This window comes from Microbacterium hydrocarbonoxydans (assembly GCF_011752045.1).
Taxonomy (GTDB): domain Bacteria; phylum Actinomycetota; class Actinomycetes; order Actinomycetales; family Microbacteriaceae; genus Microbacterium.
Genome location: NZ_JAAKXW010000001.1, coordinates 743,054 through 767,557 on the forward strand (window position 1 = coordinate 743,054; position 24,504 = coordinate 767,557).

General features: G+C 70.5%; 26 protein-coding genes. 7 read left to right on the forward strand and 19 right to left on the reverse strand.

Features of this window, described 5'->3' with window-relative positions; genetic code table 11:
• Nucleotides 1-19: 19 nt before the first annotated feature.
• The 11 genes from G6G98_RS03535 to G6G98_RS03585 all read right to left on the reverse strand — a co-directional run bounded on the left by G6G98_RS03535 (nt 20) and on the right by G6G98_RS03585 (nt 9,975).
• Complete coding sequence (locus tag G6G98_RS03535; RefSeq protein ID WP_067351196.1) at nt 20-244, reverse strand: DUF3046 domain-containing protein; 225 nt, start codon at nt 242-244, stop codon at nt 20-22.
• A gap of 18 nt (nt 245-262) precedes the next feature.
• Nucleotides 263-571, reverse strand: a complete 309-nt coding sequence (locus G6G98_RS03540) for a helix-turn-helix domain-containing protein (protein ID WP_067351193.1) — start codon at nt 569-571, stop codon at nt 263-265.
• A gap of 141 nt (nt 572-712) precedes the next feature.
• Nucleotides 713-1,195, reverse strand: a complete 483-nt coding sequence (locus G6G98_RS03545) for a CinA family protein (RefSeq protein WP_067351191.1) — start codon at nt 1,193-1,195, stop codon at nt 713-715.
• Entirely contained in the window at nt 1,192-1,764 is a 573-nt protein-coding gene (gene pgsA, locus G6G98_RS17125; RefSeq protein ID WP_067351187.1) for a CDP-diacylglycerol--glycerol-3-phosphate 3-phosphatidyltransferase, read from the reverse strand. Before pgsA ends, G6G98_RS03545 begins: the two co-directional genes overlap by 4 nt.
• Complete coding sequence (locus G6G98_RS03555; RefSeq protein ID WP_164233669.1) at nt 1,764-4,484, reverse strand: DNA translocase FtsK; 2,721 nt, start codon at nt 4,482-4,484, stop codon at nt 1,764-1,766. Before G6G98_RS03555 ends, pgsA begins: the two co-directional genes overlap by 1 nt.
• An 81-nt stretch (nt 4,485-4,565) precedes the next feature.
• Nucleotides 4,566-5,060 (reverse strand): GNAT family N-acetyltransferase, encoded by a 495-nt coding sequence (locus tag G6G98_RS03560; RefSeq protein ID WP_067351179.1) that lies wholly within the window; start codon nt 5,058-5,060, stop codon nt 4,566-4,568.
• A 69-nt stretch (nt 5,061-5,129) separates the two neighbouring features.
• Entirely contained in the window at nt 5,130-6,806 is a 1,677-nt protein-coding gene (locus tag G6G98_RS03565; protein ID WP_067351175.1) for a ribonuclease J, read from the reverse strand.
• A gap of 67 nt (nt 6,807-6,873) precedes the next feature.
• Nucleotides 6,874-7,851, reverse strand: a complete 978-nt coding sequence (gene dapA, locus G6G98_RS03570; RefSeq protein ID WP_067351170.1) for a 4-hydroxy-tetrahydrodipicolinate synthase — start codon at nt 7,849-7,851, stop codon at nt 6,874-6,876.
• Nucleotides 7,852-7,911: 60 nt separating this feature from the next.
• Nucleotides 7,912-8,673: an SDR family NAD(P)-dependent oxidoreductase gene (locus G6G98_RS03575; protein WP_067351167.1), complete on the reverse strand. Its 762-nt coding sequence runs from the start codon at nt 8,671-8,673 to the stop codon at nt 7,912-7,914.
• A 1-nt stretch (nt 8,674) separates the two neighbouring features.
• Nucleotides 8,675-9,151 (reverse strand): dihydrofolate reductase, encoded by a 477-nt coding sequence (locus G6G98_RS03580; protein ID WP_067351164.1) that lies wholly within the window; start codon nt 9,149-9,151, stop codon nt 8,675-8,677.
• A gap of 14 nt (nt 9,152-9,165) precedes the next feature.
• Entirely contained in the window at nt 9,166-9,975 is an 810-nt protein-coding gene (locus tag G6G98_RS03585; protein WP_067351161.1) for a thymidylate synthase, read from the reverse strand.
• A 96-nt stretch (nt 9,976-10,071) separates the two neighbouring features.
• Between G6G98_RS03585 and G6G98_RS03590 the strand changes: the two genes are divergently transcribed.
• The 3 genes from G6G98_RS03590 to G6G98_RS03600 all read left to right on the forward strand — a co-directional run bounded on the left by G6G98_RS03590 (nt 10,072) and on the right by G6G98_RS03600 (nt 11,514).
• Complete coding sequence (locus tag G6G98_RS03590) at nt 10,072-10,485, forward strand: thioredoxin family protein (protein WP_067351157.1); 414 nt, start codon at nt 10,072-10,074, stop codon at nt 10,483-10,485.
• Nucleotides 10,486-10,506: 21 nt separating this feature from the next.
• Nucleotides 10,507-11,007, forward strand: coding sequence for a DUF4395 family protein (locus tag G6G98_RS03595; RefSeq protein WP_067351155.1), 501 nt, complete (start codon nt 10,507-10,509; stop codon nt 11,005-11,007).
• Between the two features lie 84 nt (nt 11,008-11,091).
• Complete coding sequence (locus G6G98_RS03600) at nt 11,092-11,514, forward strand: OsmC family peroxiredoxin (RefSeq protein WP_067351151.1); 423 nt, start codon at nt 11,092-11,094, stop codon at nt 11,512-11,514.
• On the opposite strand, the gene G6G98_RS03605 is transcribed toward G6G98_RS03600, so the two are convergent.
• The 6 genes from G6G98_RS03605 to G6G98_RS03630 all read right to left on the reverse strand — a co-directional run bounded on the left by G6G98_RS03605 (nt 11,515) and on the right by G6G98_RS03630 (nt 19,160).
• Nucleotides 11,515-11,952, reverse strand: coding sequence for a hypothetical protein (locus tag G6G98_RS03605; RefSeq protein WP_067351148.1), 438 nt, complete (start codon nt 11,950-11,952; stop codon nt 11,515-11,517).
• Complete coding sequence (dapB, locus tag G6G98_RS03610; RefSeq protein ID WP_067351146.1) at nt 11,949-12,689, reverse strand: 4-hydroxy-tetrahydrodipicolinate reductase; 741 nt, start codon at nt 12,687-12,689, stop codon at nt 11,949-11,951. Before dapB ends, G6G98_RS03605 begins: the two co-directional genes overlap by 4 nt.
• A gap of 51 nt (nt 12,690-12,740) precedes the next feature.
• Nucleotides 12,741-13,343, reverse strand: a complete 603-nt coding sequence (locus G6G98_RS03615) for a histidine phosphatase family protein (protein WP_067351143.1) — start codon at nt 13,341-13,343, stop codon at nt 12,741-12,743.
• A 79-nt stretch (nt 13,344-13,422) separates the two neighbouring features.
• On the reverse strand, nt 13,423-14,451 hold the full coding sequence (locus tag G6G98_RS03620) for an aldo/keto reductase (RefSeq protein WP_067351139.1): 1,029 nt from the start codon (nt 14,449-14,451) through the stop codon (nt 13,423-13,425).
• Between the two features lie 218 nt (nt 14,452-14,669).
• Nucleotides 14,670-16,946 carry a polyribonucleotide nucleotidyltransferase gene (locus G6G98_RS03625; RefSeq protein ID WP_067351137.1) on the reverse strand — a complete coding sequence of 759 codons (2,277 nt, stop codon included), beginning with the start codon at nt 16,944-16,946 and terminating at the stop codon, nt 14,670-14,672.
• A gap of 288 nt (nt 16,947-17,234) precedes the next feature.
• Nucleotides 17,235-19,160 carry a GDSL-type esterase/lipase family protein gene (locus tag G6G98_RS03630; protein WP_243841988.1) on the reverse strand — a complete coding sequence of 642 codons (1,926 nt, stop codon included), beginning with the start codon at nt 19,158-19,160 and terminating at the stop codon, nt 17,235-17,237.
• A gap of 154 nt (nt 19,161-19,314) precedes the next feature.
• Here G6G98_RS03630 and G6G98_RS03635 point away from each other — a divergent pair, with 154 nt between their 5' ends.
• Both G6G98_RS03635 and G6G98_RS03640 read left to right on the forward strand, forming a co-directional pair.
• Nucleotides 19,315-19,887 carry a DedA family protein gene (locus G6G98_RS03635; RefSeq protein ID WP_243841989.1) on the forward strand — a complete coding sequence of 191 codons (573 nt, stop codon included), beginning with the start codon at nt 19,315-19,317 and terminating at the stop codon, nt 19,885-19,887.
• Between the two features lie 38 nt (nt 19,888-19,925).
• Nucleotides 19,926-20,102, forward strand: a complete 177-nt coding sequence (locus tag G6G98_RS03640) for a DUF5302 domain-containing protein (protein WP_164233668.1) — start codon at nt 19,926-19,928, stop codon at nt 20,100-20,102.
• Between the two features lie 54 nt (nt 20,103-20,156).
• Here the strand turns inward: G6G98_RS03640 and G6G98_RS03645 are convergent, their stop codons facing one another.
• Nucleotides 20,157-21,596 (reverse strand): cation:dicarboxylate symporter family transporter, encoded by a 1,440-nt coding sequence (locus tag G6G98_RS03645; RefSeq protein WP_067351133.1) that lies wholly within the window; start codon nt 21,594-21,596, stop codon nt 20,157-20,159.
• Between the two features lie 184 nt (nt 21,597-21,780).
• Between G6G98_RS03645 and G6G98_RS03650 the strand changes: the two genes are divergently transcribed.
• Nucleotides 21,781-23,058 (forward strand): sensor histidine kinase, encoded by a 1,278-nt coding sequence (locus G6G98_RS03650; RefSeq protein WP_067351129.1) that lies wholly within the window; start codon nt 21,781-21,783, stop codon nt 23,056-23,058.
• Complete coding sequence (locus tag G6G98_RS03655) at nt 23,055-23,747, forward strand: response regulator (protein WP_067351126.1); 693 nt, start codon at nt 23,055-23,057, stop codon at nt 23,745-23,747. The genes G6G98_RS03650 and G6G98_RS03655 overlap by 4 nt, the downstream gene beginning before the upstream one ends.
• A 2-nt stretch (nt 23,748-23,749) precedes the next feature.
• On the opposite strand, the gene G6G98_RS03660 is transcribed toward G6G98_RS03655, so the two are convergent.
• Nucleotides 23,750-24,499, reverse strand: coding sequence for an SDR family oxidoreductase (locus tag G6G98_RS03660; protein WP_067351122.1), 750 nt, complete (start codon nt 24,497-24,499; stop codon nt 23,750-23,752).
• Nucleotides 24,500-24,504: the final 5 nt, after the last annotated feature.

The window sequence follows — 24,504 nt, forward strand, 5'->3', positions numbered from 1 at the left end:
ATCCTCGAACGGATGCCGCTCAGCGCCGGCGAGGCTCCAGACGTCCGACGCCGTGCCTGCGAGACACGGGAACGTCGGTCTCCGCGCACAGCGCCAGCCAGATGTCGCGAGGCGGCACGCCCGCTTCCAGGGCTTCGGCCGCGGTCCGCCCGCCGATCTCGGTCAGGACGAGATCGCTGACCAGTGCGGCCGCTCGGCCGCCGAACTCCGCGTCGACGGCGCGGAGGAACTCACTGCGTCGCATAGAGCTGCTCGACGCGCGTCAGTGCAGGGAGAGCTCGGGCTCGATGGAGGCCACGAGATCGTCGGGGACGAGGTCCGGGAACACCTGCAGGCCCTCGAGCACGGAGATGCGGTCGCCCACCTCGCGCATGATCGTCGAGATCGGGACATCGAGAGCATCCGCGACGGACGCGAGGATCTCGCTCGACGCCTCCTTCTGGCCGCGCTCCACCTCGCTGAGATAGCCGAGTGCGACGGAAGCCTTGCTCGCCACCTGGCGGAGCGTGCGCCCCTTCTGAAGTCGGAAGTCCCTCAGGACATCGCCGATCTCCTGTCGTACGAGAATCATCGGAACCTCCTCCCAGTTGTTCCCCCCGGGGTCTCCCCCGATGAGATGGCCAGTCTAATACCGACGACCTTCAAAAAATCTACCTCTTCACTCTGTGCTTCCGATGTGAGCACATCCATGACAACGGGGCGCCTCTCCGGACTATTCCCCAATCAGTTCGAGGAGAGTGGCGAGCGCGGCATCCACCGATCGCCTGCGGATCGCCGGACGATCGCCCACGAAGCGGAACGAACGGCAGAGCGCCCCCTCCGGGGTGACCGCGGCGACGTGCACGGTGCCCACGGGCTGTCCATCGGGCGAGTCGGGTCCGGCGATCCCGGTGGTCGACACGCCGGCATCCGCAGGCCGCCCGTCCACGGCCACCGCCGACCGGATGCCGGATGCCATCTGCAGCGCGACCTCCGGGTGCACCGGTCCGTACGCGGCCAGCAGCTCGGCATCCACCCCGAGGAGAGTGTGCTTCACGGGAGTCGCATAGGCGACCACGCCGCCGAGCAGCACAGCCGATGCGCCGGGGACCGAGACCAGATCCGCGCTGACCGCGCCGCCGGTCAGCGACTCCGCGACGCCGAGCGTCCAGCCACGGGCCTCGAGCCCGTGGATCACCGCGGCTGCCGCGCTCACGGCCTGCGGGACCCGCGAACCTGGGCCGCGATGTAGTCGATGCCGCTCGCGACGGTCAGCACGAGCACCGCGATCATGAGGACCGCCGTGATGAGCGTCCACGGCTCCATGCCGATCAGGACGTGCAGCGGCAGCAGCGCCCAGGAGAGCGCGACGCCCTGCACGGCCGTCTTGATCTTGCCCATCCAGGCGGCCGCGACGACGTGCTCCTTCCGGACCATGAGGCGGTGGACCGTGATGCCCCATTCGCGGACGAGCACGATGGCGACCAGCCACCAGTTCAGCTCTCCGAGCACGGCGAGGCCGATGAAGCCGGCCCCGGTGAGCATCTTGTCGGCGATCGGATCCCACAGCTTCCCGAAGTCGCTCACGATGTCGTGGCGGCGCGCGAGGTATCCGTCGACCCAGTCGGTCGAGATCCCGACGATGAAGATGATCGCGGCGGCCCAGCGCAGCGGCTCGCTCTGCAGTCCGTAGGCGCCGCCGAGGAGGAGCAGCACGAAGAAGACGACGGCGAGCGGGATGCGTGCGACCGTGATCGCGTTCGGAAGCTGCCGTGGGATCGCCATCAGTCGCGCCCCGTCAGGCCCCAGGCGTCCTCGTCGCCCTCGGCCTCGACGACGGGAAGGCCGTCGAACTGCGCCTCGACCGGGTCGCGCTCGGTGGCGCCGGGCGACGGCGCCGACGCAGCCGCCGGGACGTCCTCGCCGCGGAGCTTGGCGAGCACCTGCGGCAGCTGCTCGGGTGTGGCGAGCACGTCGCGGGCCTTCGACCCCTCCGAGGGTCCGACCACCTCGCGCGATTCGAGCAGGTCCATCAGGCGACCGGCCTTCGCGAAGCCGACGCGCAGCTTCCGCTGCAGCATCGATGTCGATCCGAACTGCGAGGAGACGATGAGCTCGGCCGCTGCGAGCAGGAGCTCGAGGTCATCGCCGATGTCCTCGTCGACCTCCTTCTTCCGGCTCGGCTCCATCGCCTCCTGCACGTCGGAGCGGTACTCCGGACGCGCCTGGCGGGTGACGTGCTTGACGACGGCGTCGATCTCCTTCTCGTCCACCCAGGCTCCCTGCAGGCGGAACGGCTTCGAGGAGCCCATCGGCGAGAAGAGCGCGTCGCCCTGACCGATGAGCTTGTCGGCGCCGGGGCTGTCCAGGATGACGCGGCTGTCGGTGACGCTGGTCACGGCGAAGGCGAGCCGGGAGGGCACGTTGGCCTTGATCAGGCCGGTGACGACGTCGACGCTCGGACGCTGCGTCGCGAGCACCAGGTGGATTCCGGACGCGCGGGCGAGCTGGGTGATGCGGACGATCGAGTCCTCCACGTCGCGTGGGGCGACCATCATGAGGTCGGCGAGCTCGTCGACGACCACGAGCAGGTACGGGTAGGGCTTGAGCACGCGCTCGCTGCCCACCGGCACCTCCACCTCGCCGGCGCGGACGGCGCGGTTGAAGTCGTCGATGTGACGGAACCCGAACGAGGCGAGGTCGTCGTACCGCATGTCCATCTCCTTCACGACCCACTGCAGCGCCTCGGCCGCCTTCTTCGGGTTCGTGATGATGGGCGTGATGAGGTGCGGCACGCCCGCGTAGCTGGTCAGCTCGACGCGCTTCGGGTCGATGAGGACCATGCGCACGTCGGACGGCCGGGCGCGCATCAGCAGGCTCGTGATCATCGAGTTCACGAAGCTGGACTTTCCGGAGCCGGTGGAGCCGGCGACCAGGAGGTGCGGCATCTTGGCCAGGTTGGCGATCACGATGTTGCCGCCCACGTCCTTGCCGACGCCGATGGTCATCGGGTGTGTGCTCTTCTGCGCCGCCGGGGACCGGAGCACGTCGCCGAGCGCGACCATCTCCTTGTCGGCATTCGGGATCTCGATGCCGATGGCGCTCTTGCCGGGGATCGGCGACAGGATGCGCACGTCGTTCGACGCGACCGCATAGGCGAAGTTGTTGCTCAGCTGCAGGATCTTCTCGACCTTGACGCCGTGCCCGACCTCGACCTCGTACTGGGTCACCGTCGGACCGCGGGAGAACCCGGTGACCTTCGCGTCGACCTTGAACTGCGTCAGCACGCTGGTGATCTGCTCGATGACCTTGTCGGTCGCCTCGGAGCGCGCGACCGGCGGCGGCCCCTCGGTGAGCAGGCCGGGCGACGGGAGGATGTAGGGGGCGACCGGAGCCTGCGGGCCCCGCTCCCCCGGCCCCTCGGTGCCGAAGCCGTCGAGTCCCGGGAGCTCCGGCATCTCGCCGGTGTCGGAGTCGTCGTCGAGAAGCGCGGTGTTCTGCTGCCCCGCCAGCGCGTCCGTGACCGATCGCACGTCGGACAGCACCTCGGTCGCGGCGTCGTACGGGTCCTCCACCACGACCGCCTTGTCGTACGCGGGAGTGGGGTCGGGCGTGGTGAGGAGCGCGGTGATGTCGTCCGAGCCGAGGGTCCCCTCGTCGGGGTCCTCCTCCCGGCCGGTCTTGTTGCGGCGCCACCAGGGCAGGACGTCGGGGTCGTCGACCTTGTCCGATTCGTCGATCGCCGCGGCATCCTTCGCCGGCCGCTCCGGCCGCTCGGCGTCGAACATCCACGCGTAGAGGTCGCCCAGGCGCTGGCCGATGCGGTTCGGCGGCGTCTTCGTGAGGATGAGGACGCTGAGCGCAGCGAGGAGCGCGAGGACGATGCAGGCGCCGACGGGCGTGAGGTAGGACAGCGGCTCGCCGACCATCCATCCGAACAGGCCGCCCGCCTCGCTGATCGCGCGCATGCCCTCCTTCGGCTGCGCGCGTTCGATCACGCCGAGCTTGTCGGGGCGGCCGGCGGCGATGTGGCAGAACCCCGCGAGGGACAGGACGAACAGCCCGAAGCCGATGCCGATGCGGCCGTTGTCGTGCACGGAGGACGGATGCCGGAACAGCCAGCCCGCGAGCAGCAGGAGCAGCACCGGCATGACGAAGGCGACGCGGCCGACCAGGGCGCCGACGGAGAAGGCGCTGATGTTCGCGGCGACCTCGTTGCCGATGAAGAACCATTCGTTGACCGCGCCCGCGACGGCAAGGAGCACGAGCAGGAACGGGAAGCCGTCACGGCGGTCGTCCTTCTCGAGGGTCTCCGGGCCGAACGCGCGGAACAGCCCGCCGACGCCGTGGGCGAGGCCGCCCCAGGCGCGGACGGCCACGGGGGGCTTCTCGACGTCGTCGATGTACTTCTTCGGCGCAGCCTGAGCCTTCGGAGCGGCCTGCCTCTTCGCGCGAGGCGTGGCGCTCTCGGACGCGCGCGCGGACTTCGTGGTGCTCCTGGCCATGCTCACACGTTACGGCCCGGGCCCGACATCGCCCCGTAATGACGCGGCTTTCCGCCGATCCGGCAGGCGCGGGAGGCGGTCTCAGGCGAGGCTGCGGACCATCGTGTCGCGTGCCGGCCCGGTCTGCGCGACGACGAAACCCTCCGAGCGGTAGAGCGCCTGCGCGAAGTTCCCGCGCTCGACGCTGAGGCTGATCCGCGCATGCCCCTGTTCCCTCGCCTCGGCGAGCAGCCGGCGCAGCAGGGTGCGGCCCATGCCGTGCGCCCGCCAGATCGGGAGCACGCCGATCACGAGCTCGGGAACCGCGGTGCCGGCGAAGCCGAACCCCGGCTGGTCGCGCGGCAGCATCCGGTACCAGGCCGCACCCACCGGCCGGCCGCCGTCGTCGACCGCCACGACTCCGGCATCCGCCGGACGCATCCATCCCGCGAGGTACCGACGGTGCTCGTCGGCCGCGAGGATCTCGTGCCTCGCCCTGGCCCCGCCCATGCGCCAGTTGGCCGCCTCGACGACCATGTCGCCGAGGAAGCTCCCGTCCGCCTGCACCGCGGGCCGGATCGAGTACGCCGCCGTCATGGCGATCAGCGTAGAGGCCGCGTATTACGGCCGGATGACGGACGTCTGGGAACGGCGCTCGCGCGCGGTCTACGCCTCGATGACGAGCGGCACGATCATCGGGCGGCGGCGCAGCTTCTGGTTCACCCAGCGTCCGATGGTCCGCCGGACGACCTGCGAGAGGGCATGGGTGTCGCGGACGCCGTTGCCGGAGGCCTCCTTGAGCGCGGCGACGATCTTCGGCACGACGTCGTCGAACACGGCGTCGTCCTCGGCGATGCCCCGGGCGTGGATCTCAGGCCCGGTGATGATCCGGCCGGTGCCGGCATCCACCACGACGATGACGGAGACGAAGCCCTCCTCGCCGAGGATCCTGCGGTCCTTGAGGTCCGCGTCGGTGATCTCGCCGACCGTCGATCCGTCGACGTAGACGAAGCCGAGGTCCAGCTGTCCGACGACGCGCGCGTCTCCGTCCTTGAGGTCGATCACGGTGCCGTTGGAGGCGATGATCGTCCGCTGTTCGGGGATGCCCGTGTCCTGAGCGAGCTTCGCGTTCGCCATCAGGTGCCGGTACTCGCCGTGGACGGGGAGCACGTTCTTCGGCTTGAGGATGTTGTAGCAGTACAGCAGCTCGCCGGCGGCCGCGTGACCGGAGACGTGGACGCGCGCGTTGGCCTTGTGCACGACGTTCGCGCCGAGCTTGGTGAGACCGTCGATGACGCGGTAGACGGCGTTCTCGTTGCCCGGGATCAGGCTGGACGCCAGGATGACCGTGTCGCCCTCGCTGATCTCGATCGCGTGGTCCATGTTCGCCATCCGGCTGAGCACGGCCATCGGCTCGCCCTGCGAACCCGTGGACATGTAGACGACCTGCTCGTCGGGGAGGTCGCGCGCCTTCTTGAAGTCGATGAGGACTCCGTCCGGCACCTTCAGGTAGCCGAGCTGCTCGGCGATGGTCATGTTGCGCACCATGCTGCGTCCGAGGAAGGCCACGCGGCGTCCGTGGGCGTGAGCCGCGTCGATGACCTGCTGCACGCGGTGCACATGGCTGGAGAAGCTGGCGACGATGACGCGGCGCGGCGCCTTCCCGATCACCTGGTCCAGCACCGGGCCGATCGATCGCTCCGTGGGGGTGAACCCGGGGACGTCGGCGTTGGTGGAGTCGACGAGGAAGAGGTCGACGCCCTCCTCGCCGAGGCGGGAGAACGCCCGGAGGTCGGTGATGCGGCCGTCCAGCGGGAGCTGGTCCATCTTGAAGTCGCCGGTGGCGAGCACCATGCCTGCGGGGGTGCGGATCGCGACGGCCAGAGCATCCGGGATCGAGTGGTTCACCGCGACGAACTCGAGATCGAACGGACCGACCTTCTCCTGCTGGCCCTCGCGGACCGTGAGGGTGAAGGCCTTGATCCGGTGCTCCTTGAGCTTCGCCTCGACGAGCGCCAGGGTCAGCCCGGAGCCGATCAGCGGGATGTCGCTCTTCAGGCGCAGCAGGTAGGGCACCGCGCCGATGTGGTCCTCGTGGCCGTGGGTCAGCACGACGCCCACGATGTCGTCGAGACGGTCCTTGATCGGCTCGAAGTCCGGCAGGATCAGGTCGACGCCGGGCTGGTGCTCCTCGGGGAAGAGCACACCGCAGTCCACGATGAGGATCTTGCCCTCGTACTCGAAGATGGTCATGTTCCGGCCGACCTCGCCGAGGCCGCCGAGCGGCGTGACGCGCAGGGTCCCCTCGTCGAGCGCTGCCGGATCTGCGATGGGGATGGACATGCTGTCTCCTCAGTCGGACGCGTCGAGCGTCCGTTCGTTCATGGTGGCGCGGCCGGCCGCGCCGTGCTCAGCGCGTCGTGCCGTGCACCTTCGGAAGTGCGCCGCCGGCGGCCGCGTTGCGGTCGGGGCGGAAGTTGGAGAAGTCGGCGCCGGGGACGTCCTTGACGAGCGCGAGCTCGTCCTCGATGAGGGCGGCCTCCCACTCCTCCGGGCCGACCAGCGGAAGACGCACGCGCGGGCTCGAGATGCGGCCGAGGCCGTGCAGGATGTACTTCGCCGCCACAGTGCCGGGCACGTGGGTCATGGCCGCCCTGACGAGCGGCTCGAGGCGCTTGTGCTCGGCGGTCGCGGTCGCGAGGTCTCCGCGGTTCACCGCGTCCACGATCGTCCGGTACGGCGTGGCGGTGATGTTCGCGGTGACGCCGATGAGGCCGGTGGCCCCGATCGACAGGTGCGGCAGCACGTTCGCGTCGTCGCCCGAGAAGTACATCAGATCGGTCTGGTTGAGCACCCGGCTCACCTCGGAGAAGTCGCCCTTGGCGTCTTTCACGGCGAGGATGTTCGGGTGCTTGGCGAGGCGCAGGATCGTCTCGTACTTGATCGGCACGCCCGTGCGTCCGGGGATGTCGTACAGGATCACCGGGAGGTCCGTGGCGTCGGCGACGAGGCGGAAGTGCGTGAGGATTCCGGCCTGGGTCGGCTTGTTGTAGTACGGCGTGACGATCATGATGCCGTCGGCGCCGAGCTTCTCGCTCGCCTTGTAGAGCTCGATCGCGTGGGCGGTCTCGTTGGACCCGCCGCCGGTGATGATCTTCGCGCGACCCGCGGAGACGGACTTGCCGACCTCGACGAGCTTGAGCTTCTCGGGGTCCGTCAGGGTCGAGGTCTCGCCGGTCGTCCCCGTCACGACGACGCCGTCAGCACCCGCGGTGATGACGTCGTCGATGTGCTTCTCGACGGCGGGCCAGTCGACTTCGCCGTCGGCCGTCATCGGAGTGACGAGCGCGACGAGAACCTGTCCGAAAGGATTGCCCGAGTGCGTCATGCATCCAGCGTATCGGTTCGGATGCCGCTCACGCTGACGGGCGGCCCCGATGGCGTCCGCTCAGACGCGTCCGCGCCGCGCGACGCGCGAGGTGAGCGCCGCGGGGAGGATGCCCGCCATCGCCACGATGACCTTGTAGCGGAACGCGGGGACCGATACGGCCCTCCCGCGCGCGGCGTCGCGCAGCCCCTCGCGCACGACGTCCGCGGCGTTGAGCCACATGATCGACGGAACGCCCTCATGTCCGGGGGCGAGGCCCATCCGCTCGTGGAAGCTCGTGTGGGTGAAGCCGGGGCACACGGCGGTGACCGTCACGCCGTCACGTGCGTACTCGGCGTTCGCCCAGCGGCTGAAGCCGATGATCCAGCTCTTGCAGGCCGAGTACGTCGAGCGGGAGATGAAGCCCGCCACCGAGGCGACGTTGACGATCCGCCCGCCTCTGCCCCGCATCGCCCCCAGTGCCGCGTGCATCAGGCGCATCGGCGCCTCGACGTGCACGCGCAGGTGATGCACCTCGTCGTCGATGTCGTTGTCCGCGAACCGCAGCGGCAGTCCGAAGCCGGCGTTGTTCACGAGCAGATCGATCGGGTCGGTCGTGTCACGGAGGCGAACGGCGACCTTCTCCACCCCGCTCTCGGCGGCGAGGTCGGCGGTCAGCACCTCGACGGCCACGCCGTGCGCGCTCCGCAGCTCCGCGGCGACCTCGTCGAGCGCGGCCGTCGAGCGCGCCACCAGCACGAGGTCGGCGCCGCGGCGGGCGAGCTGGCGCGCGAACTCCGCGCCGAGGCCTGCACTGGCCCCGGTGATCAGCGCGGTGGGCATCTCAGCGCACGTATCCGAGGAAGCGGTAGCGGATGCCGGTGCGGGAGGTCTGCCACTCCCCCTCGTCGACCAGGCGCCAGCCCGCCTTCGACGGGGCGTAGGCGTCGCCGGCGACGTCCAGATCGAGCTCGGTCACCTCGAGGCGGTCGGCATCGCCGATCACCTGCCGGAAGATCTCGGCGCCGCCGATGATCCACACCCGCTCGAGCCCGCGGACGGCGTCCGCGACCGTGGCGGCGCGCCGTGCACCGTCGGCTGCCCAGTCCTGCTGGCGGGTGATGACGATGTTCTCCCGGCCGGCGAGGGGACGGAAGCGGTCTGGCAGCGAGTCCCAGGTCTTGCGCCCCATCACGACGGGCGCGCCGAGCGTGACCTCCTTGAAGTGCGCGAGGTCCTCGGGCACATGCCACGGCATTCCGCCCTCGGCGCCGATGACGCCGCCGTGCGCCTCGGCCCAGATGAGACCGACCGTGGGCATCCCGGGAGCCGCGCTCATACTGCCACCGCCGCGCGGATCGGTGCGTGGTGCTGGTAGTCCTCGACGACGAAGTCCTCGTAGCGGTAGTCCAGGATCGACTCCGGCTTCCGGGCGAAGCGCAGCGTCGGGTAGGGGTACGCCTCGCGGCTCAGCTGCTCCCGCACCTGCTCGACGTGGTTGTCGTAGATGTGGCAGTCGCCGCCGGTCCAGACGAAGTCGCCGGGTTCGAGACCGACCTGCTGCGCGATCATCAGCGTCAGCAGCGCATACGAGGCGATGTTGAACGGCACGCCGAGGAAGAGGTCGGCGCTGCGCTGGTAGAGCTGGCAGGAGAGACGGCCGTCGGCGACGTAGAACTGGAACAGCGCGTGGCACGGGGCGAGGGCCATGTCGGGGATGTCGGCGGGGTTCCAGGCCGACACGATGAGCCGACGCGAGTCGGGGGTCCGCCGGATCTGGTCGATGACCTGCGAGAGCTGGTCGATGCTCTCGCCGTCGGGAGTGGGCCAGCTGCGCCACTGCACGCCGTAGACGGGCCCGAGGTCGCCCTCGGCATCCGCCCATTCGTCCCAGATGGTGACACCGTGCTCCTGGAGCCAGCGCACGTTGGAGTCGCCGCGCAGGAACCAGAGCAGCTCGTAGGCGATCGACTTGAAGTGCACGCGCTTCGTCGTGATGAGGGGGAACCCCTGAGACAGGTCGAAGCGGATCTGGCGGCCGAAGACGCTGGTGGTCCCCGTCCCGGTGCGGTCCGACTTGTGCGTGCCGGTCTCCAGCACGTCGCGGAGCAGGTCTTCATACGGCGTCGGGACGGCTGCGCTCATGTCTGCCAGACTACCCGCCCCGCCACGCGCCGGCGCTTTCCGTCATGCTCGGAAACATCGGCCCCTCCACCCCCGGAGCGGACGTAACCTCGTCCCATGTCGCCCGTCCTGGCCCTCTCCATCGCCGGAGCGCTGCTCGCGCTCGCGGTGGTCGTCGGCCTGCTGCTGCGGCTCCTCGACGGCCGGCGCCGGGGCGGCGGTCACCTCCGGTTCGATCCGGCCGACGCCGACCTGGCGGCCCTGGGCACGAGGGCGACCCTGGTGCAGTTCAGCACCGAGATGTGCGCGCGCTGCCCGCAGGTGCGGCGGATGCTGAGCGGCTTCGCCGCCGGTCACGACGGGCTCGACCACGTCGAGGTCGACCTCACCCACCGCCCCGACCTCTCGGCCCGCTATCACGTGCTGCAGACCCCGACCACCTTCGTCGTCGACGGCACCGGCGCCGTCCGCGCCCGCTTCCACGGCGTGCCGCACCGGCACGCGCTCACCGAGGCCCTCGCCGCCGTCTGAGGCGCGAAGACAGGAGCAGACATGTCCTCTCCCGCCGGAATCGACCCCCGCGGTCCGCGGTTCGCCGCCGCGATCACGGCCGTCCTCGCACTGGTCGCGACGTTCCTCGGCCTGATCGGCACCGCGCCGGCGGCGGCATCCGCCTCGCTCGCGCAGCGCGTGGCCGATCCTGCCTTCCTGCTCTCCGTCGTGATCGCGCTGCTGTTCCTCTGGAGCGCGCTCTCCCCGCGCACCGCACCCTGGGGTGCGCTGTTCCGCAGCGCCGTGCAGCCGCGACTGACTCCCCCGGCCGAGCTCGAGGACCCGCGCCCGCCGCGCTTCTCGCAGGTCGTCGGGCTCGTCGTCGTCGGTGTCGGCCTGGTGCTGCACCTCCTCGGTGTGCCGTGGGCGCTGCCGATCGCGACCGCCGCCGCATTCCTCGCCGCCTTCCTCAACGCCGCCTTCGCGTTCTGCCTGGGCTGCCAGCTCTACCTGCTCCTGCAGCGGGCGGGTCTCCTCGGCCGCACAGCCTCCGCGTCCTGATCGCTGTTCCTTCGCATCCCGCCGCTGGATAGGCTTGCCAGGACGCGACGCTGCCGCCAGGGCAGCGCGAGAACCGGAGGAACAATGACTGTCACCAGCGAAGCCCACAGCACCTGGGCAGGCTCGCTCTTCGAGGGCTCCGGCACCGTCGCCTTCTCCTCCTCCAACCTCGGCACCTTCCCCGTGAACTGGAAGGCGCGCAGCGAGGGCAGCGACACCACCACGACCCCCGAGGAGCTGATCGCCGCCGCGCACGCCTCGTGCTTCAACATGGCGTTCTCCCTGGCGCTGGCCGAGAACGGCACCCCGCCGGAGAGCGTGAACACCACCGCGTCCGTGACGTTCAAGCCCGGCACCGGGATCACCGGCAGCCACCTCAACGTCAACGCCGTGGTTCCCGGGATCACGCCGGAGAGGTTCCAGGAGATCGCGAACGACGCCAAGGCCGGCTGCCCGGTGTCTCAGGCGCTGAGCATCGAGATCACCATCGAGGCCACGCTCGCCTGATCAGCCCTGCGAGAGGCGGATCGCCTCACGGATGCTGGCGCGGGCGTCCTTGCGACGCCCCGCCGCATCCTGCACCACACCCAGACGGTAGCGTGCACGCCAGTCCGCGGGCGCCGCATCGGCCTCCTGCGCATACCGGGCGATCAGCGGATCGGCGTCGGCCTTGGCGATCCGTCCGCTCGGCGTGAGCTCCGTCTCCGCGACCGGCATGCCGCCCTCCGCGTCGAGAGAGCGGCCGAGACGATCGGCGGCGAGGCCGAATCTCAGCTCGCGGTAGAGAGCCCAAGCGCCGATGAGCGGCATCACGATGAGCGCCACCCCGATGCCCACGGCGATCGGCTCGCCCGTCCCGATCATGAGCACGGCCCGCTGCCCGACGACGATGAGGTACAGCGCGAGGCAGGCGCCCATGACGCCGACGCCGATGCGCGACATCATGCGCGGATGCCGATGTCGATCATGTTCTCCAGGCCGATGACGATGCCCGTCGCGTTCAGAGCGTACGGCACGGCGAGGCGGATGCCGGGCGCGTAGGCGAGCGCGGGCACGACCGTGTCGTGCGTGAAGGTCAGGGACTCCCCCGGCCCCGACAGGATGACCTCCTGCTTCGCCACCACGCCGGGACGGCGCAGAGAGTGGATCGGCACGCTGCCGACCTGCTGGCCGCGGGCGCGCTGATCCGCGTGCGGAGCGCTCACCGGCCCCTGCTCCGCGCGCGCCGCGGCGATGAGCTCGGCGGTGCGCACCGCGGTGCCGCTCGGGGAGTCGATCTTGGTGTCGGTGTGCGCCTCGACGATCTCGGCCGAACCGAAGAACGGCGCAGCGGCGGCCGCCAGCGCAGACCCCAGGACCGAGCCCAGGGAGAAGTTCGGGATGAAGACCGCGCCGGTGCCGGCCGCTTCGACGAGCGGACGCACGAGCGCGATCCGCTCCGCCGACCAGCCGGATGTCGCGACGAGCACGTTGATGCCGCGCTCGACTGCCGCGCGGACCACGTCGATGCTGATCTGCGGCGTGCTCGCGTCGACGACGAGGTCGGCGCCCTCGATCTCGGAGAGGTCGTTCGCAGACCCGAGGACGCGGCTCACCTCGAATCCTTCGAGCTCGTCGATCACCGCGTGGATGATCGTACCGAGCTTCCCGGTGCCGCCGACGAGTGCTACCTGCGTGGTCATGGAACCAGTCTATTCAGCAGGCGGAGGCCGAGACGCCGCGAGTCGCCCGCCTCAGACCGGCAGCGCGTCGGGCACGCCGGTGCGCAGCTCCACGGGCAGGTGACCGGTGTCGTTGTGGGTGAGCAGCGTCCAGGGACGCCCCTGCTTCTGCGCGATGACCGTGAGCCCGCAGTGCGCCTGGTTGAGCGTCATCCAGCGCCACTCCGGTGCGCCGAGCACCTCGCGCACGAACCACGAGATCACGAAGTTGTGCGTGATGAGCACCTCGTGCACCTCCCCGGTCTTCCGCACCAGGAACTCGTTCACCGCGTCGGACATCTGCGCCCGCCCTGCCTCGATCTCGGCATCGGTGACGGAGCCGAAGAACGGCTCGAAGGCGGCCGGCGTCTCCTCGGTCATGCCGGTCGGCACGCAGTCGAACAGCAGCGCCGTCGGCTCGGGGTCGACCGAGGGGAGCCGCGCCGAGATCGCACGCGCGGTCTCGTTGGCCCGCAGCAGCGGGGAATGCCAGACGGCGTCCAGCGGGAGGCCGGAGAGGCGGTCGGCAATCAGCTCGGCCTGGCGCTGCCCCCGCGGCGAGAGGGGTCCGTCGGCGAGGCCGTGCTCGGCATCCTGATGTTCACCATGTCTGACCAGATATATGTAGTGCGTCACAACTCGCTCGCTTCATCGCCAGCATCTGCCGGGCTCCCCTCCACCCTATGACAGGTGGACGGCAGGGATGCGACGACGCTCAGTTGCCGGCGCGAGTGAGATCGGCGATCTGGGCACGCGAGAGCGAGACGCCGGCGCCCTGCATGAGCTCGTCGACATGCTCGGTCGCGAAGGTGTTCACGATCGGCGCGGCGATCGTGCGCTGCGCCAGCAGCCAGGCGATCGAGACCGCCGCAACCGGCACGGACAGCTCGCTGGCCACATGGTCGAGCGCACGGAGGATCTTGATGCCCCGGCGGTTGAGGTGTCCGCGGAGCTGCTCGCCGCGCACGCCGGGAGAGGTGAGCGCCTTGCTCCGGTGCCGTCCGGAGAGGAACCCGTGCTCGAGCGCATGCGACGGGGTGACGGCGAGGTTCTGCGCACCGGCGACCAGTCGCAGGTCGCCCTCGAACGGCTGACGGCGGATGAGGTTGTACGGCGCATCGATCACCTCGATGCGCGGATAGCCCGCGGAGGCGAGGATGCGCGCCTCGACGAGACGCTCCGGGGCGAACCCGAAAGCGCCGACGGAGCGGATCTTCCCGGCCTCGACCAGCCACTCCACGGTGGCGAGGGTGTCTTCGAGGTTCGTCGTCGCGTCCAAGGTCGCGTCCAGGTACAGCACGTCGATCCGATCGACGCCGAGTCGCGTGAGCGAGCCCTCGACGGCGCGGACGAGATTCACTGAGCCCAGGCCGGGGTTGTCCGCGTGCGCACCGACCCTGACGCTGAGGACCGTGCGGTCGCGGTGCCCGCGGGAGCGCAGCCACTGGCCGATGATGTGCTCGCTGCGCCCGCCGGAGAAGCCGTCCGCGGTGTGGATGGCGTTGCCGCCGAACTCTACGTAGCGGTCCAGGATGCCATGGCTCGTCTCGAGGTCGACGTTCCAGCCGAACTCCGCGGCGCCGAGCATCAGCGGGAAGGTCTCGAATCCGGTCTCGCCCAGGGACACTCGGATGCTCTCCCCCACGCCGGGGCCGACGATGGGGATGGGGGCCGACGGATGCTCCGCAGCCTCGCTCTGCGCACGCTCAGCCGACGCTCCTGCGCCTACGCCGAACAACCGCATCTCTTCACCCCCGCGTCGATCGGTGCGTCCCGATCCGCGTCACTGCTGCCAACTGCACCCCCCGGTGCGTACTTCGAGGGTAAGGGACATCCGCGAACGGTCCGGCCAATACCGGGAACGGCGCGGAAACTTCCCGTAACAGTTTGGTCACATCGGATACGACGGAACCCGGGCCCGTCCAGTGCGGACGGACCCGGGTTCCGGTGCGAGAGCGCTGATTACTCGGCGACGACTTCCTCGACGGGAGCTGCGTCGGCAGCCGGTGCGTCATCGAGCACGGGCTCGAGCGACAGCTTGCCGCGGTCGTCGATCTTCGTGATCTTCACGAGGATCTTCTGGCCGACCGAGAGCACGTCCTCGACGTTCTCGACGCGCTTGCCACCGGCGAGCTTGCGCACCTCGGTGACGTGCAGCAGACCGTCCTTGCCGGGCAGCAGCGAGATGAACGCACCGAAGGTGGCGATCTTCACGACGGTGCCGAGGAACTGCTCGCCGACCTCGGGGTTGGTCGGGTTGGCGATCGCGTTGACCTGGGCGCGGGCGGCCTCGGCCGACGGACCGTCGGTCGCGCCGATGTAGACGGTGCCGTCCTCCTCGATGGAGATCTGCGCGCCGGTCTCGTCCTGGATCGCGTTGATCGTCTTGCCCTTCGGGCCGATCAGCTCGCCGATCTTGTCGACCGGGATCTGCACGCTGATGACGCGCGGCGCGGTCGGCGCCATCTCGTCGGGAGCGTCGATCGCGGCGTTCAGCACGTTGAGGATCGTCAGACGGGCGTCGCGGGCCTGGGTCAGCGCGCCGGCGAGCACCGACGACGGGATGCCGTCGAGCTTCGTGTCGAGCTGGATGGCCGTGACGAACTCGCTCGTGCCGGCGACCTTGAAGTCCATGTCGCCCAGCGCGTCCTCGGCGCCGAGGATGTCGGTGAGCGCCGCGTAGCGGGTCTCGCCGTCGACCTCGTCGGACACCAGGCCCATCGCGATGCCGGCGACGGGTGCGCGCAGCGGCACACCGGCGTTCAGCAGCGACAGGGTGGATGCGCAGACGGAGCCCATCGAGGTCGAGCCGTTGGAGCCGAGCGCCTCGGACACCTGACGGATCGCGTAGGGGAACTCCTCGCGGCTCGGCAGCACCGGCACGAGGGCGCGCTCGGCGAGGAAGCCGTGCCCGATCTCGCGACGCTTCGGCGAACCGACACGACCGGTCTCACCGGTCGAGTAGGGCGGGAAGTTGTAGTGGTGCATGTAGCGCTTGCTCGTGGTCGGAGACAGCGAGTCGATCTGCTGCTCCATCTTGAGCATGTTCAGCGTGGTGACGCCCATGATCTGGGTCTCGCCGCGCTGGAAGATCGCGGAGCCGTGCACGCGCGGGATGACCTGCACCTCGGCGTCGAGCGGGCGGATGTCCGCCAGGCCGCGTCCGTCGATGCGAGCGCCCTCGGTGAGGATGCGTCCGCGGACGATCTTCTTGGTGACCGACTTGTAGGCGGCGGAGAACTCGATCGGCGCGCCGGCGGGCAGCTCGCCGGCCTCGACGGCGGCGATGAGCTCGGCCTTGACGCGGTCCTTGATCGCGTCGTCGGCGTTCTGGCGCTCGGCCTTGTCGGCGATCTGGTAGACGCCGACGAGCTCGTCGTACGCGCGCCCGGCGACGAAGTCGTAGACCTCTTCGCTGTAGGGCAGGAAGACCGGGTACACGCCCGGCTCCTTCGACGCGGTGGCCGCGAGCTCGGCCTGAGCCTTGACGAGCTGGGCGATGAACGGCTTCGAGGCCTCGAGGCCCTGGGCCACGATCTCCTCGTTCGGCTTGGTGGCGCCGGCCTTGATCAGGTTCCAGCTGCCCTCGGTCGCCTCGGCCTCGACCATCATGATCGCGACGTCCTCGGTGCCGTCGGCCTTGGTCACGACGCGACCGGCGACGACGAGGTCGAAGACGGCCTGCTCGACCTGCTCCACGTTCGGGAACGCGACCCACTGGTCGGCGTGCTCGCCGTGACCCGGGATGAACGCCAGGCGGACGCCGGCGATCGGGCCGGAGAACGGCAGACCCGAGATCTGGGTGGAGGCGGAGGCCGCGTTGATCGCGAGGGCGTCGTAGAACTCGCCCGGAGCGATCGACAGGACGGTGATGACGATCTGGACCTCGTTGCGCAGGCCGTCGACGAACGACGGGCGCAGCGGACGGTCGATCAGGCGGCAGACGAGGATGGCCTCCGTGGAGGGGCGGCCCTCGCGACGGAAGAACGAACCGGGGATCTTGCCGGCGGCGTAGGAGCGCTCCTCGACGTCGACGGTCAGCGGGAAGAAGTCGAAGCCTTCGCGCGGGCTCTTGCTCGCGCTCGTGGCCGAGAGAAGCATGGTCTCGCCGTCCAGGTAGGCGGCGACGGCGCCCTGAGCCTGCTGCGCGAGGCGGCCGGTCTCGAAGCGGACGGTGCGGGTGCCGAAGCGGCCGTTGTCGAGAACGGCCTCGGTGGCGGTGATTTCAGGACCTTCCAAGAGGTCTCTCCTTCTTTGTTTAGACTCGCGAGTCCGTATGACGCGCGAGCGTGTTCAGAAGGAGCGGGACGGCAGGGTTCGGGCGCGCGGGCACTCCCGCGAATCTCGCCTGCGCTGGCCACCAGTAGAAAGCCACCCGACATCGCCTGCCGAGGAACCCACCACAGGGGACCAGCTTCTCCGCCGATCGCTCCGTGAGTCGATGTGAAATTGTCAGGTCGGCACAGGCCGACCCGGATCAGCCTACCAGCGCACCCCGATTACGAGGAGCGGAAGCGGCATCGGGTCTCACCGCACCTCGGCGCCGCTCCGGCTGGGCGTGCGTCCCAGGTAGACGTAGTCCTCGTGCTTGGCGGCGCGGCCGTCGCCGGCGGTGCGTCCGTGCAGACGACGCCAGACCCACGGGAGGGCGTGGCGCCGCCACCAGAGCCCGGCGCTGATCTGCTCGTGCTCGTGCAGAGCCGCATCCAGCGCGCCGAGGGCGTCCGCGTGCGGCACGCCGAGGACCTCCCCGGCCCGGTACGCGAGGAACCGGTGCCCTCGGCTGCTGAGGTGCACGAGATCCTCGCCCCAGTTCGCCCGCTCCCGCAGCGACGGATGCAGGTCGGTGTCGATGAGGATCGCTCCGGTGCGCTCTGCCACGCCGGCGAGCGCCGTCGCGAACTCCGAGAAGCGACGCGTGTAGATCCAGGCCGCGCGACGTCCCGGGAGGAAGGGCGTGACCAGCACGACGTCGGCGCCGATCCCGCGCAGCCGCACGACGGCCTCCTCCACGCGGGCAGCCAGCGACGGGACGTCGACACGGCGCTTCACCAGATCGTTCGCGCCGATGAGGATCGAGGCGAGGTCCGGTCGCAGCTCCAGCGCACGATCCAGCTGGGTTCCGCAGACGTCCGAGACCCGCTTGGAGCGGATCGCGAGGTTGGCGTAACGGAGGCCTCCCCTGGCCGCGAGGAGGAGCGCGAGACGATCTGCCCATCCCCGGAGAGCCCCGTCCGGAGCCGGGTCGCACAGCCCCTCAGTGAGGGAGTCCCCGAGGGCGACGTAACGGTGCCAGCGCCGCGGCCCGACGGCGACGGAGGGCTCGGGGCGGATGCCGCGGCGAGCGCGGAGCATCCCGTCGACGCCGCGGAGCGCCCTGGCCTCCTCGAAATGCTCCAGGAGCTGATCGCAGACGCTCGCCCAGCTCCGCCCCTGCACGGCTTCCCGTCCCGCCTCGCCGAGGGCGCGGCGCTTGCGGGCGTCGCCGGCGAGGTCGGCGACGCGCATCCGGAGATCCTGGAGGTCGCCCGGCCGGTACAGCCAGCCGTCGATCCCCATGCGCACGAGGTCGAGCGGGCCGCCGCGTCCGGTGGCGACGACCGGCACTCCGCTCGCGTGCGCCTCCTGCAGGGTCTGACCGAACGTCTCGCTCTCCCCCGGATGCACGAACAGATCGAACGAGGCCATGGCTGCGGCGAGCGCGTCGCCGTCGAGATGGCCGAGGAACAGCGCGCGCGGCAGCAGCGCCTCCAGGCGTGCTCTGCTCGGACCGCCCCCGACGATCACCAGGCGCGTTCCGGGGATGTCCTGCAGGACGGAGAGGTCCTCCACCTGCTTCTCGGGCGCCAGCCGGCCGACGTAGCCGATCACGACATCGCCGCCCCAGGTCGCGCGGAGCTCCGCACTGCGCCGCGCCGGCTGGAAGCGCTCGGCATCCACGCCCCTGCCCCATCTGCGCAGCCGGTCGACGCCGAGCGCCCGCAGCTGCTGCTCGGACTCGGCGGACGGTGCGAGGGTGAGGGTGGCGCGGCGGTGCAGCCGGGCGATGTGGGCCTGTGCGATCCCCGTCGTCGCCGCGACCCGGTATCGCTCCGTGTACGCGGCGACGTCGGTCTGGTAGGCGGCGACAGACGCCACGCCGAGGCGGTCCGCGGCGAGCACCCCGCGCCACCCGAGTGCGAACGGCGAGGCGAGGTGCACGACGTCGGGGCGGAACCGGCGCATCCCGGCGGCGACGCGATGCGCCGGCGAGGTGCCCACGCGCACGTTCCGGTACCCGGGGAGCGCGATGCTGGGGATCGCCTCGATCGCGGACCCGTGGATCCGCTCGGGGATGCCGGCGGCGTCGGGGGCGATCACGTGCGCCTCGTGACCGCGGCGTTCGAGGTGCCGCAGGATCTGCAAGACGGATCCGGTGACGCCGTTCATGTGCGGAAGGAAGGATTCGGTCACGATCGCGACTCTCACCCCCTCAGGATGACGGCGCCGCGTCACGCCGATCACCGGAATCGGCCGGGTCAACCAGATGTTCACCGGATGCTGGAGTGCCGGTCACCGGCTATCCGTTCTTTGGTTGCCGTTCACCTCCGGCGCGCATGCTGGAGCCGTGCTGACCGACGTGCTCGCCACGCCATGGGCTCTCGCCGTGATGAGCCTCCTGGTGCTCGGCGACGCCTTCTTCGTGGTCGTCCCCGGCGAGATCGCGGTGACGGCGCTGGGGGCGCTGGCGGTCTCCTCCGGCGCTCCCCCGCTCTGGGCCGTGATCGCGTGCGCCGGTGCCGCCGCGGCAGCGGGGGACGCGGCCTGCTACCTGGTCGGGAGGACGGTGGGCACCGAACGCTGGCGCTGGATGCGGACCGCCGCGGTGCGCCGGGCCCTGGAGTGGGCGCGCGGCCGGCTGGACACCGGGACGGCGACCGTGCTGTTCACGGCGCGCTTCGTCCCCTTCGCCCGGCTCGCGATCAATCTCGTCGCCGGTGCATCCAGGATCCATCCGCCGCGCTATCTGGCGCTCGTCTCGGCCGCCGCCGTCGGATGGGCCGCGTACCAGGCCTCGCTCGGCGCGCTCATCGCGGCGATCCTGCCCGGCGGTCCTGCGGTGGCGGTCATCGTGTCGATCGGCGTCGCGCTCGCCCTCGGGGCGTGCATCGACCTGCTGACACGCAGGAGCCGAGGGTGACCGTCCGGCCGCAGTGAGCGTGCCATAGGCTGACGGTCATGAGCACCGAAGAAGGCGCCGCCTCCGCCGAGGAGATGAAGCGCAAGTTCAAGGAAGCGCTCGAGAAGAAGAACGCGCACCACCGCACGGGCGAGGCCCACCTGGACGGCGATTCCGCCGTCCACGGCACGCACGCCCCGCAGACGCGACGCGAGTTCCGACGCAAGAGCGGTTGACCGCACGGATGCGGGGGCCTGTCGCGCCGGCCCCCGCATCCCTCAGCATCCCGCTCAGATCATGCCGGCGCGCTCTCGCGCCCGCTCCTGCTTCGCCGACATCTCGGCGAGGGCGGCGTCCCCCAGCTCCTGGACGCCCTCGACCTGGGGCGCGCTGCCGCCGTGGTCGTCGACGCCGTCGAGCTGCGACTCGTCGAACGGCAGCCGACCGCCGAGCACCTCGCGCACACGGTCCCGGTCGATCTGCCGGGTCCAGGTGCCGATCAGGAGCGTGGCCACGGCGTTCCCGGTGAAGTTGGTCAGCGCGCGCCCCTCGGACATGAACCGGTCGATGCCGACGATCACGCCGACGCCGTCGACGAGGTCGGGACGATAGGCCTGCAGGCCGCCGGCCAGGGTCGCGAGACCGGCGCCGGTGACCCCGGCCGCGCCCTTGCTCGCGATGATCATGAAGACGAGGAGGCCGATCTGCTCGCCGATCGACATCGGCTGCCCCATGCCGGTGGCGATGAACAGCGAGGCCATGGTCAGGTAGATCGCGGTCCCGTCCAGGTTGAAGGAGTATCCGGTGGGGACGGTGATGCCGACGACCGGCTTGGAGACGCCGACATGCTCCATCTTCGCGATGAGCCGGGGCAGCGCGGACTCGGAGGACGAGGTGCCGACGATGAGCAGGTACTCCCGGCCGAGGTAGCGCATCAGGCTGAAGATGTTCACCCGGGTCACCGCCCAGAGCAGACCGCCCAGGACCAGGACGATGAAGACGATGCAGGTGATGTAGAAAGCGACCATGAGGATGCCGAGGCTCCAAATCGCGGCGACGCCCGTCTTCCCGACGACGGCGGCGATGGCGCCGAACGCTCCCAGCGGAGCGAGCCAGAGGATCATGCCGAGGATGCGGAAGACCAGCTTCTGGAGATGCTTGACGGCCTCCATGATGGGCGCGCCGCGCTCGCCGAGCCCCTGCAGCGCGAAGCCGACCAGCAGCGCGATGAACAGCACCTGGAGGACGCTCTCACCGGTGAACGCCGAGAAGAAGGTCGCCGGGATGATGCCCAGCACGAACTCCTGGGTGGTCTTCGCCTCGCCGGCGGCGCTGGTGTCGTAGGTCGCGCCGGCCATGTCGAGCCCGGACCCCGGGTGGATGACGTTCCCCACGAGGAGGCCGATCGCGAGGGCGAAGGTCGACATGATCATGAAGTAGAGCAGCGCGAGCCCGCCGATCCGGCCGACCGTCGCCGCCTTCGCGATCGAGCCGACCCCGACCACGATGGTGCAGAAGATGATCGGGGCGATCATCATCTTGATGAGGGCGACGAAGCCCTTTCCGAGCGCCTCGAAGCCCTGGCCGACCTCGGGCCAGATCAGCCCGACCGCGGCGCCGAGCACCACGGCGATGAGCACCGAGACGTAGAGCCAGGTGTGCCGGTCCCAGGCCTGCTTGCCCCGCCGCCAGTGGAACCCCGGAAGTGTGAACCCTGTCGTGATGGCCATCGTTCCTCCTTGTACATGAACGTCGTCGTGTCATGACGGGCGGCTGCCTCGCCGCCGATGGATCCACGCTCCCCGACTTCCCGGACGGGCGCGATTTGTGGTCGTATTGGTCGTCGGCCCGGTGAGCGCCGGCGCTTGCCTCCGCCGGCGGAGCTTCCGGCGCACGAGAGAGGACCCGGACGCCATGACCAGCACTCCCCGCGCGCGCAGCACCGCCTCGCGCGTCTTCGTGGTGCTGATCGCCGCCTCACTGATGATCGCCGCACTGGTCGCCGCGTTCCTCGTCGTCGAGGCGCAGCGGGCGGTGCGTGCCGAAGCGGAGCGCGTCACGTCGGCCGCCGCCGTGGCGATCGCGAGCGCTCCCGGCGTGGCATCCGCTCTGTCCACAGGGGATCGGGATGCGGCGACCCTGACTCTCGAGCCGTACGCCCTCTCGGTCATCGAGGATGCCGGTCTCGACTTCGTGACGATCATGACGCTCGACGGCATCCGCGTCACGCATCCGGACGGGTCGCAGATCGGTGAGAGGTACCTCGGGACCATCCCCGACGAGCCGCGTCCGCTCACCGAGGTGTTCACCGGCACGCTCGGGCCCTCGGTGCGCACCATCGTGCCGGTGCCGGATGCCGCGGGCGCCGCGGTCGGCTGGGTCGCGGCCGGCGTCACCACGGAGTCCATCACCGACACCCTGCTGCGGCGGCTGCCGCTGTCGCTCGTCATCACCGCGGTGCTCGTGGCGCTCGGGGCGCTCGGCGCCTGGTTCGCCGGCCGGATCACGCGGCGCATCGCGGGAGATCTCCCGCCCGGCCAGGTGCGTGACGCGGTCTCCTCCTACGAATCGATCCGCACGCTCGGCGAGGCTCTGCGCGCCCAGACCCACGAACACGGGAATCGGATGCACACCGCCGTCGCCCTGCTGGAGCTCGGCCGCACGCCGGAGGCCATCGAGATCCTCACCGAGACCTCGCGGCAGAGCCAGTCGCTCGTCGACCAGGTCACCGCCCGGCGCCACGGCGATCCGGCCGTCGGGGCGCTGCTGCTCGGGAAGTCCGCTCAGGCGAAGGAGCGCGGCATCGACTGGCGCCTGCGGATCGATCCGGAGGCCCCGCGCTCCGCGCTCTCGGCGGTCGACAGCGTTTCGGTGCTCGGCAACCTCATCGACAACGCGATGGACGCCGCCGGCGCGGTCGAGGACCGCTGGGTCGAGGTCGTGCTGCGGCGGTCGCCGAGCGGCGGCGTGATCCTGGACGTCGCGGACAGCGGCGCCGGCGTCCCCGCGGCGCTCAGGGAGAAGATCTTCGAGCACGGCTTCTCCACCAAGCCGGCCGGGGCGCAGGGCCGCGGCGTGGGGCTCGCCCTGGTGCGCTCGGTCGTCGCCGAGGCGGGAGGGTCCGTGGAGATCCTCGACGATCCCACGACGTTCCGCGTCACGCTCCCGGCCGCGGGAAGGGGGCGACCGTGATCCGCACGCTGCTCGTCGACGACGACGCGCTGACACTGGAGCTGCACCGCTCGTACCTGGAGCGGCTGGACGGCTTCGAGGTCGCCGGCGAGTGCACCGGCGCCCGCGCCGCCGTCGCCGCCGTGCTGGACCAGCCCGCGACGCGGGCGTTCGACCTCGTGCTGCTGGACATCACGATGCCCGACGGCTCCGGCATCGACGTGCTGCGCACGCTGCGCGCCCGCGCTGCGGCGGTGGACGTCATCGCGATCACCGGCGTGCGCGACGCGGACACCGTCCGCCAGATGGCCGCGCTCGGGGTGTACCAGTACCTCGTCAAGCCGTTCCCGTTCGCGGTGTTCCGGGACCGCCTCACCGCGTACCGGGAGCACAGGGAACAGGCCCGTGCCACCGACGGCGAGGCGACGCAGGCCGAGATCGACGCCCTGCTCGGCCGCGCGACCGGCAGCATCCCGCTCCCGAAGGGGCTGTCCGCCGCCTCGCTCGACCGGGTGGCCGCCGCACTGCGCGCCGCCGGGCCCCTGTCGGCGAGCGAGGCGGCGGAGCATCTGGGCATGTCCCGCGTGGCGGTCCGCCGCTACCTCGAGCATCTCGCCGCCGACGGTGTCATCACCCGGGGCGCCCGCTACGGCGCCCGCGGCCGGCCGGAGACGGAGTACAGCTGGAACCGGCAGACCCCGGCGGGTTGAGTTCAACCGCGCGGCTGGGCGTTCAGCCAATCGGAGAACGCCACGGTGCCGAGATCGGCGTCAGGCTCCGGCAGGACGCTGCCGTCGCGGAGCGCCCGTCCGAACGCGCCGGGCAGCGAGATCTCCGGCATCCAGCCCCGATGCCCTGAATGCACCGCCCACGCCCGCACCATGTCCGCGAGCTGCTCCTCACGCGGCCCAGCGATGTCGCGGACCCGGCCTGCTGGACCGGACTCGGCGAGGTCGACGAGCCGCGTGGCGACCTCGACGATGGAGATCGGCTGTGTGCGCATCCGCGGTGCGAGGTGGATCGGCCCCACAGCCGCATTGCGGAACATCTGTGCGGCGAAGTCGTGGAACTGAGTCGCCCGCTGGATGGTCCACTCCACCTGCCCCGACTGCACGGCCTGCTCCTGCGCGAGCTTGCCCGCGTAGTACCCGTGCGGGGCGCGGTCGACGCCGACGATCGAGAGGGCGAGGTGATGCCCGACGCCGACCCGGCGGCCGGCTGCGAGAAGGTGCGAGGTGGTGCCCGTGAAGAACTCGGTCGACACCCGTGCGCTCTGCGTGGACGTGCTGAGCACGTCGATCACGACATCCGTGCCGTCCAGGGCGTCGTCGAGTCCCTCACCGGAGCGGACGTCCACGCCGTTCCCCCGGCTGAGCACGCGCACCCGGTGCCCGCGCTGCTGCGCGACGCGGACCACCTCCGTTCCGGCGATGCCGGTTCCGCCTGCGACTGCGATCTCCATGACTC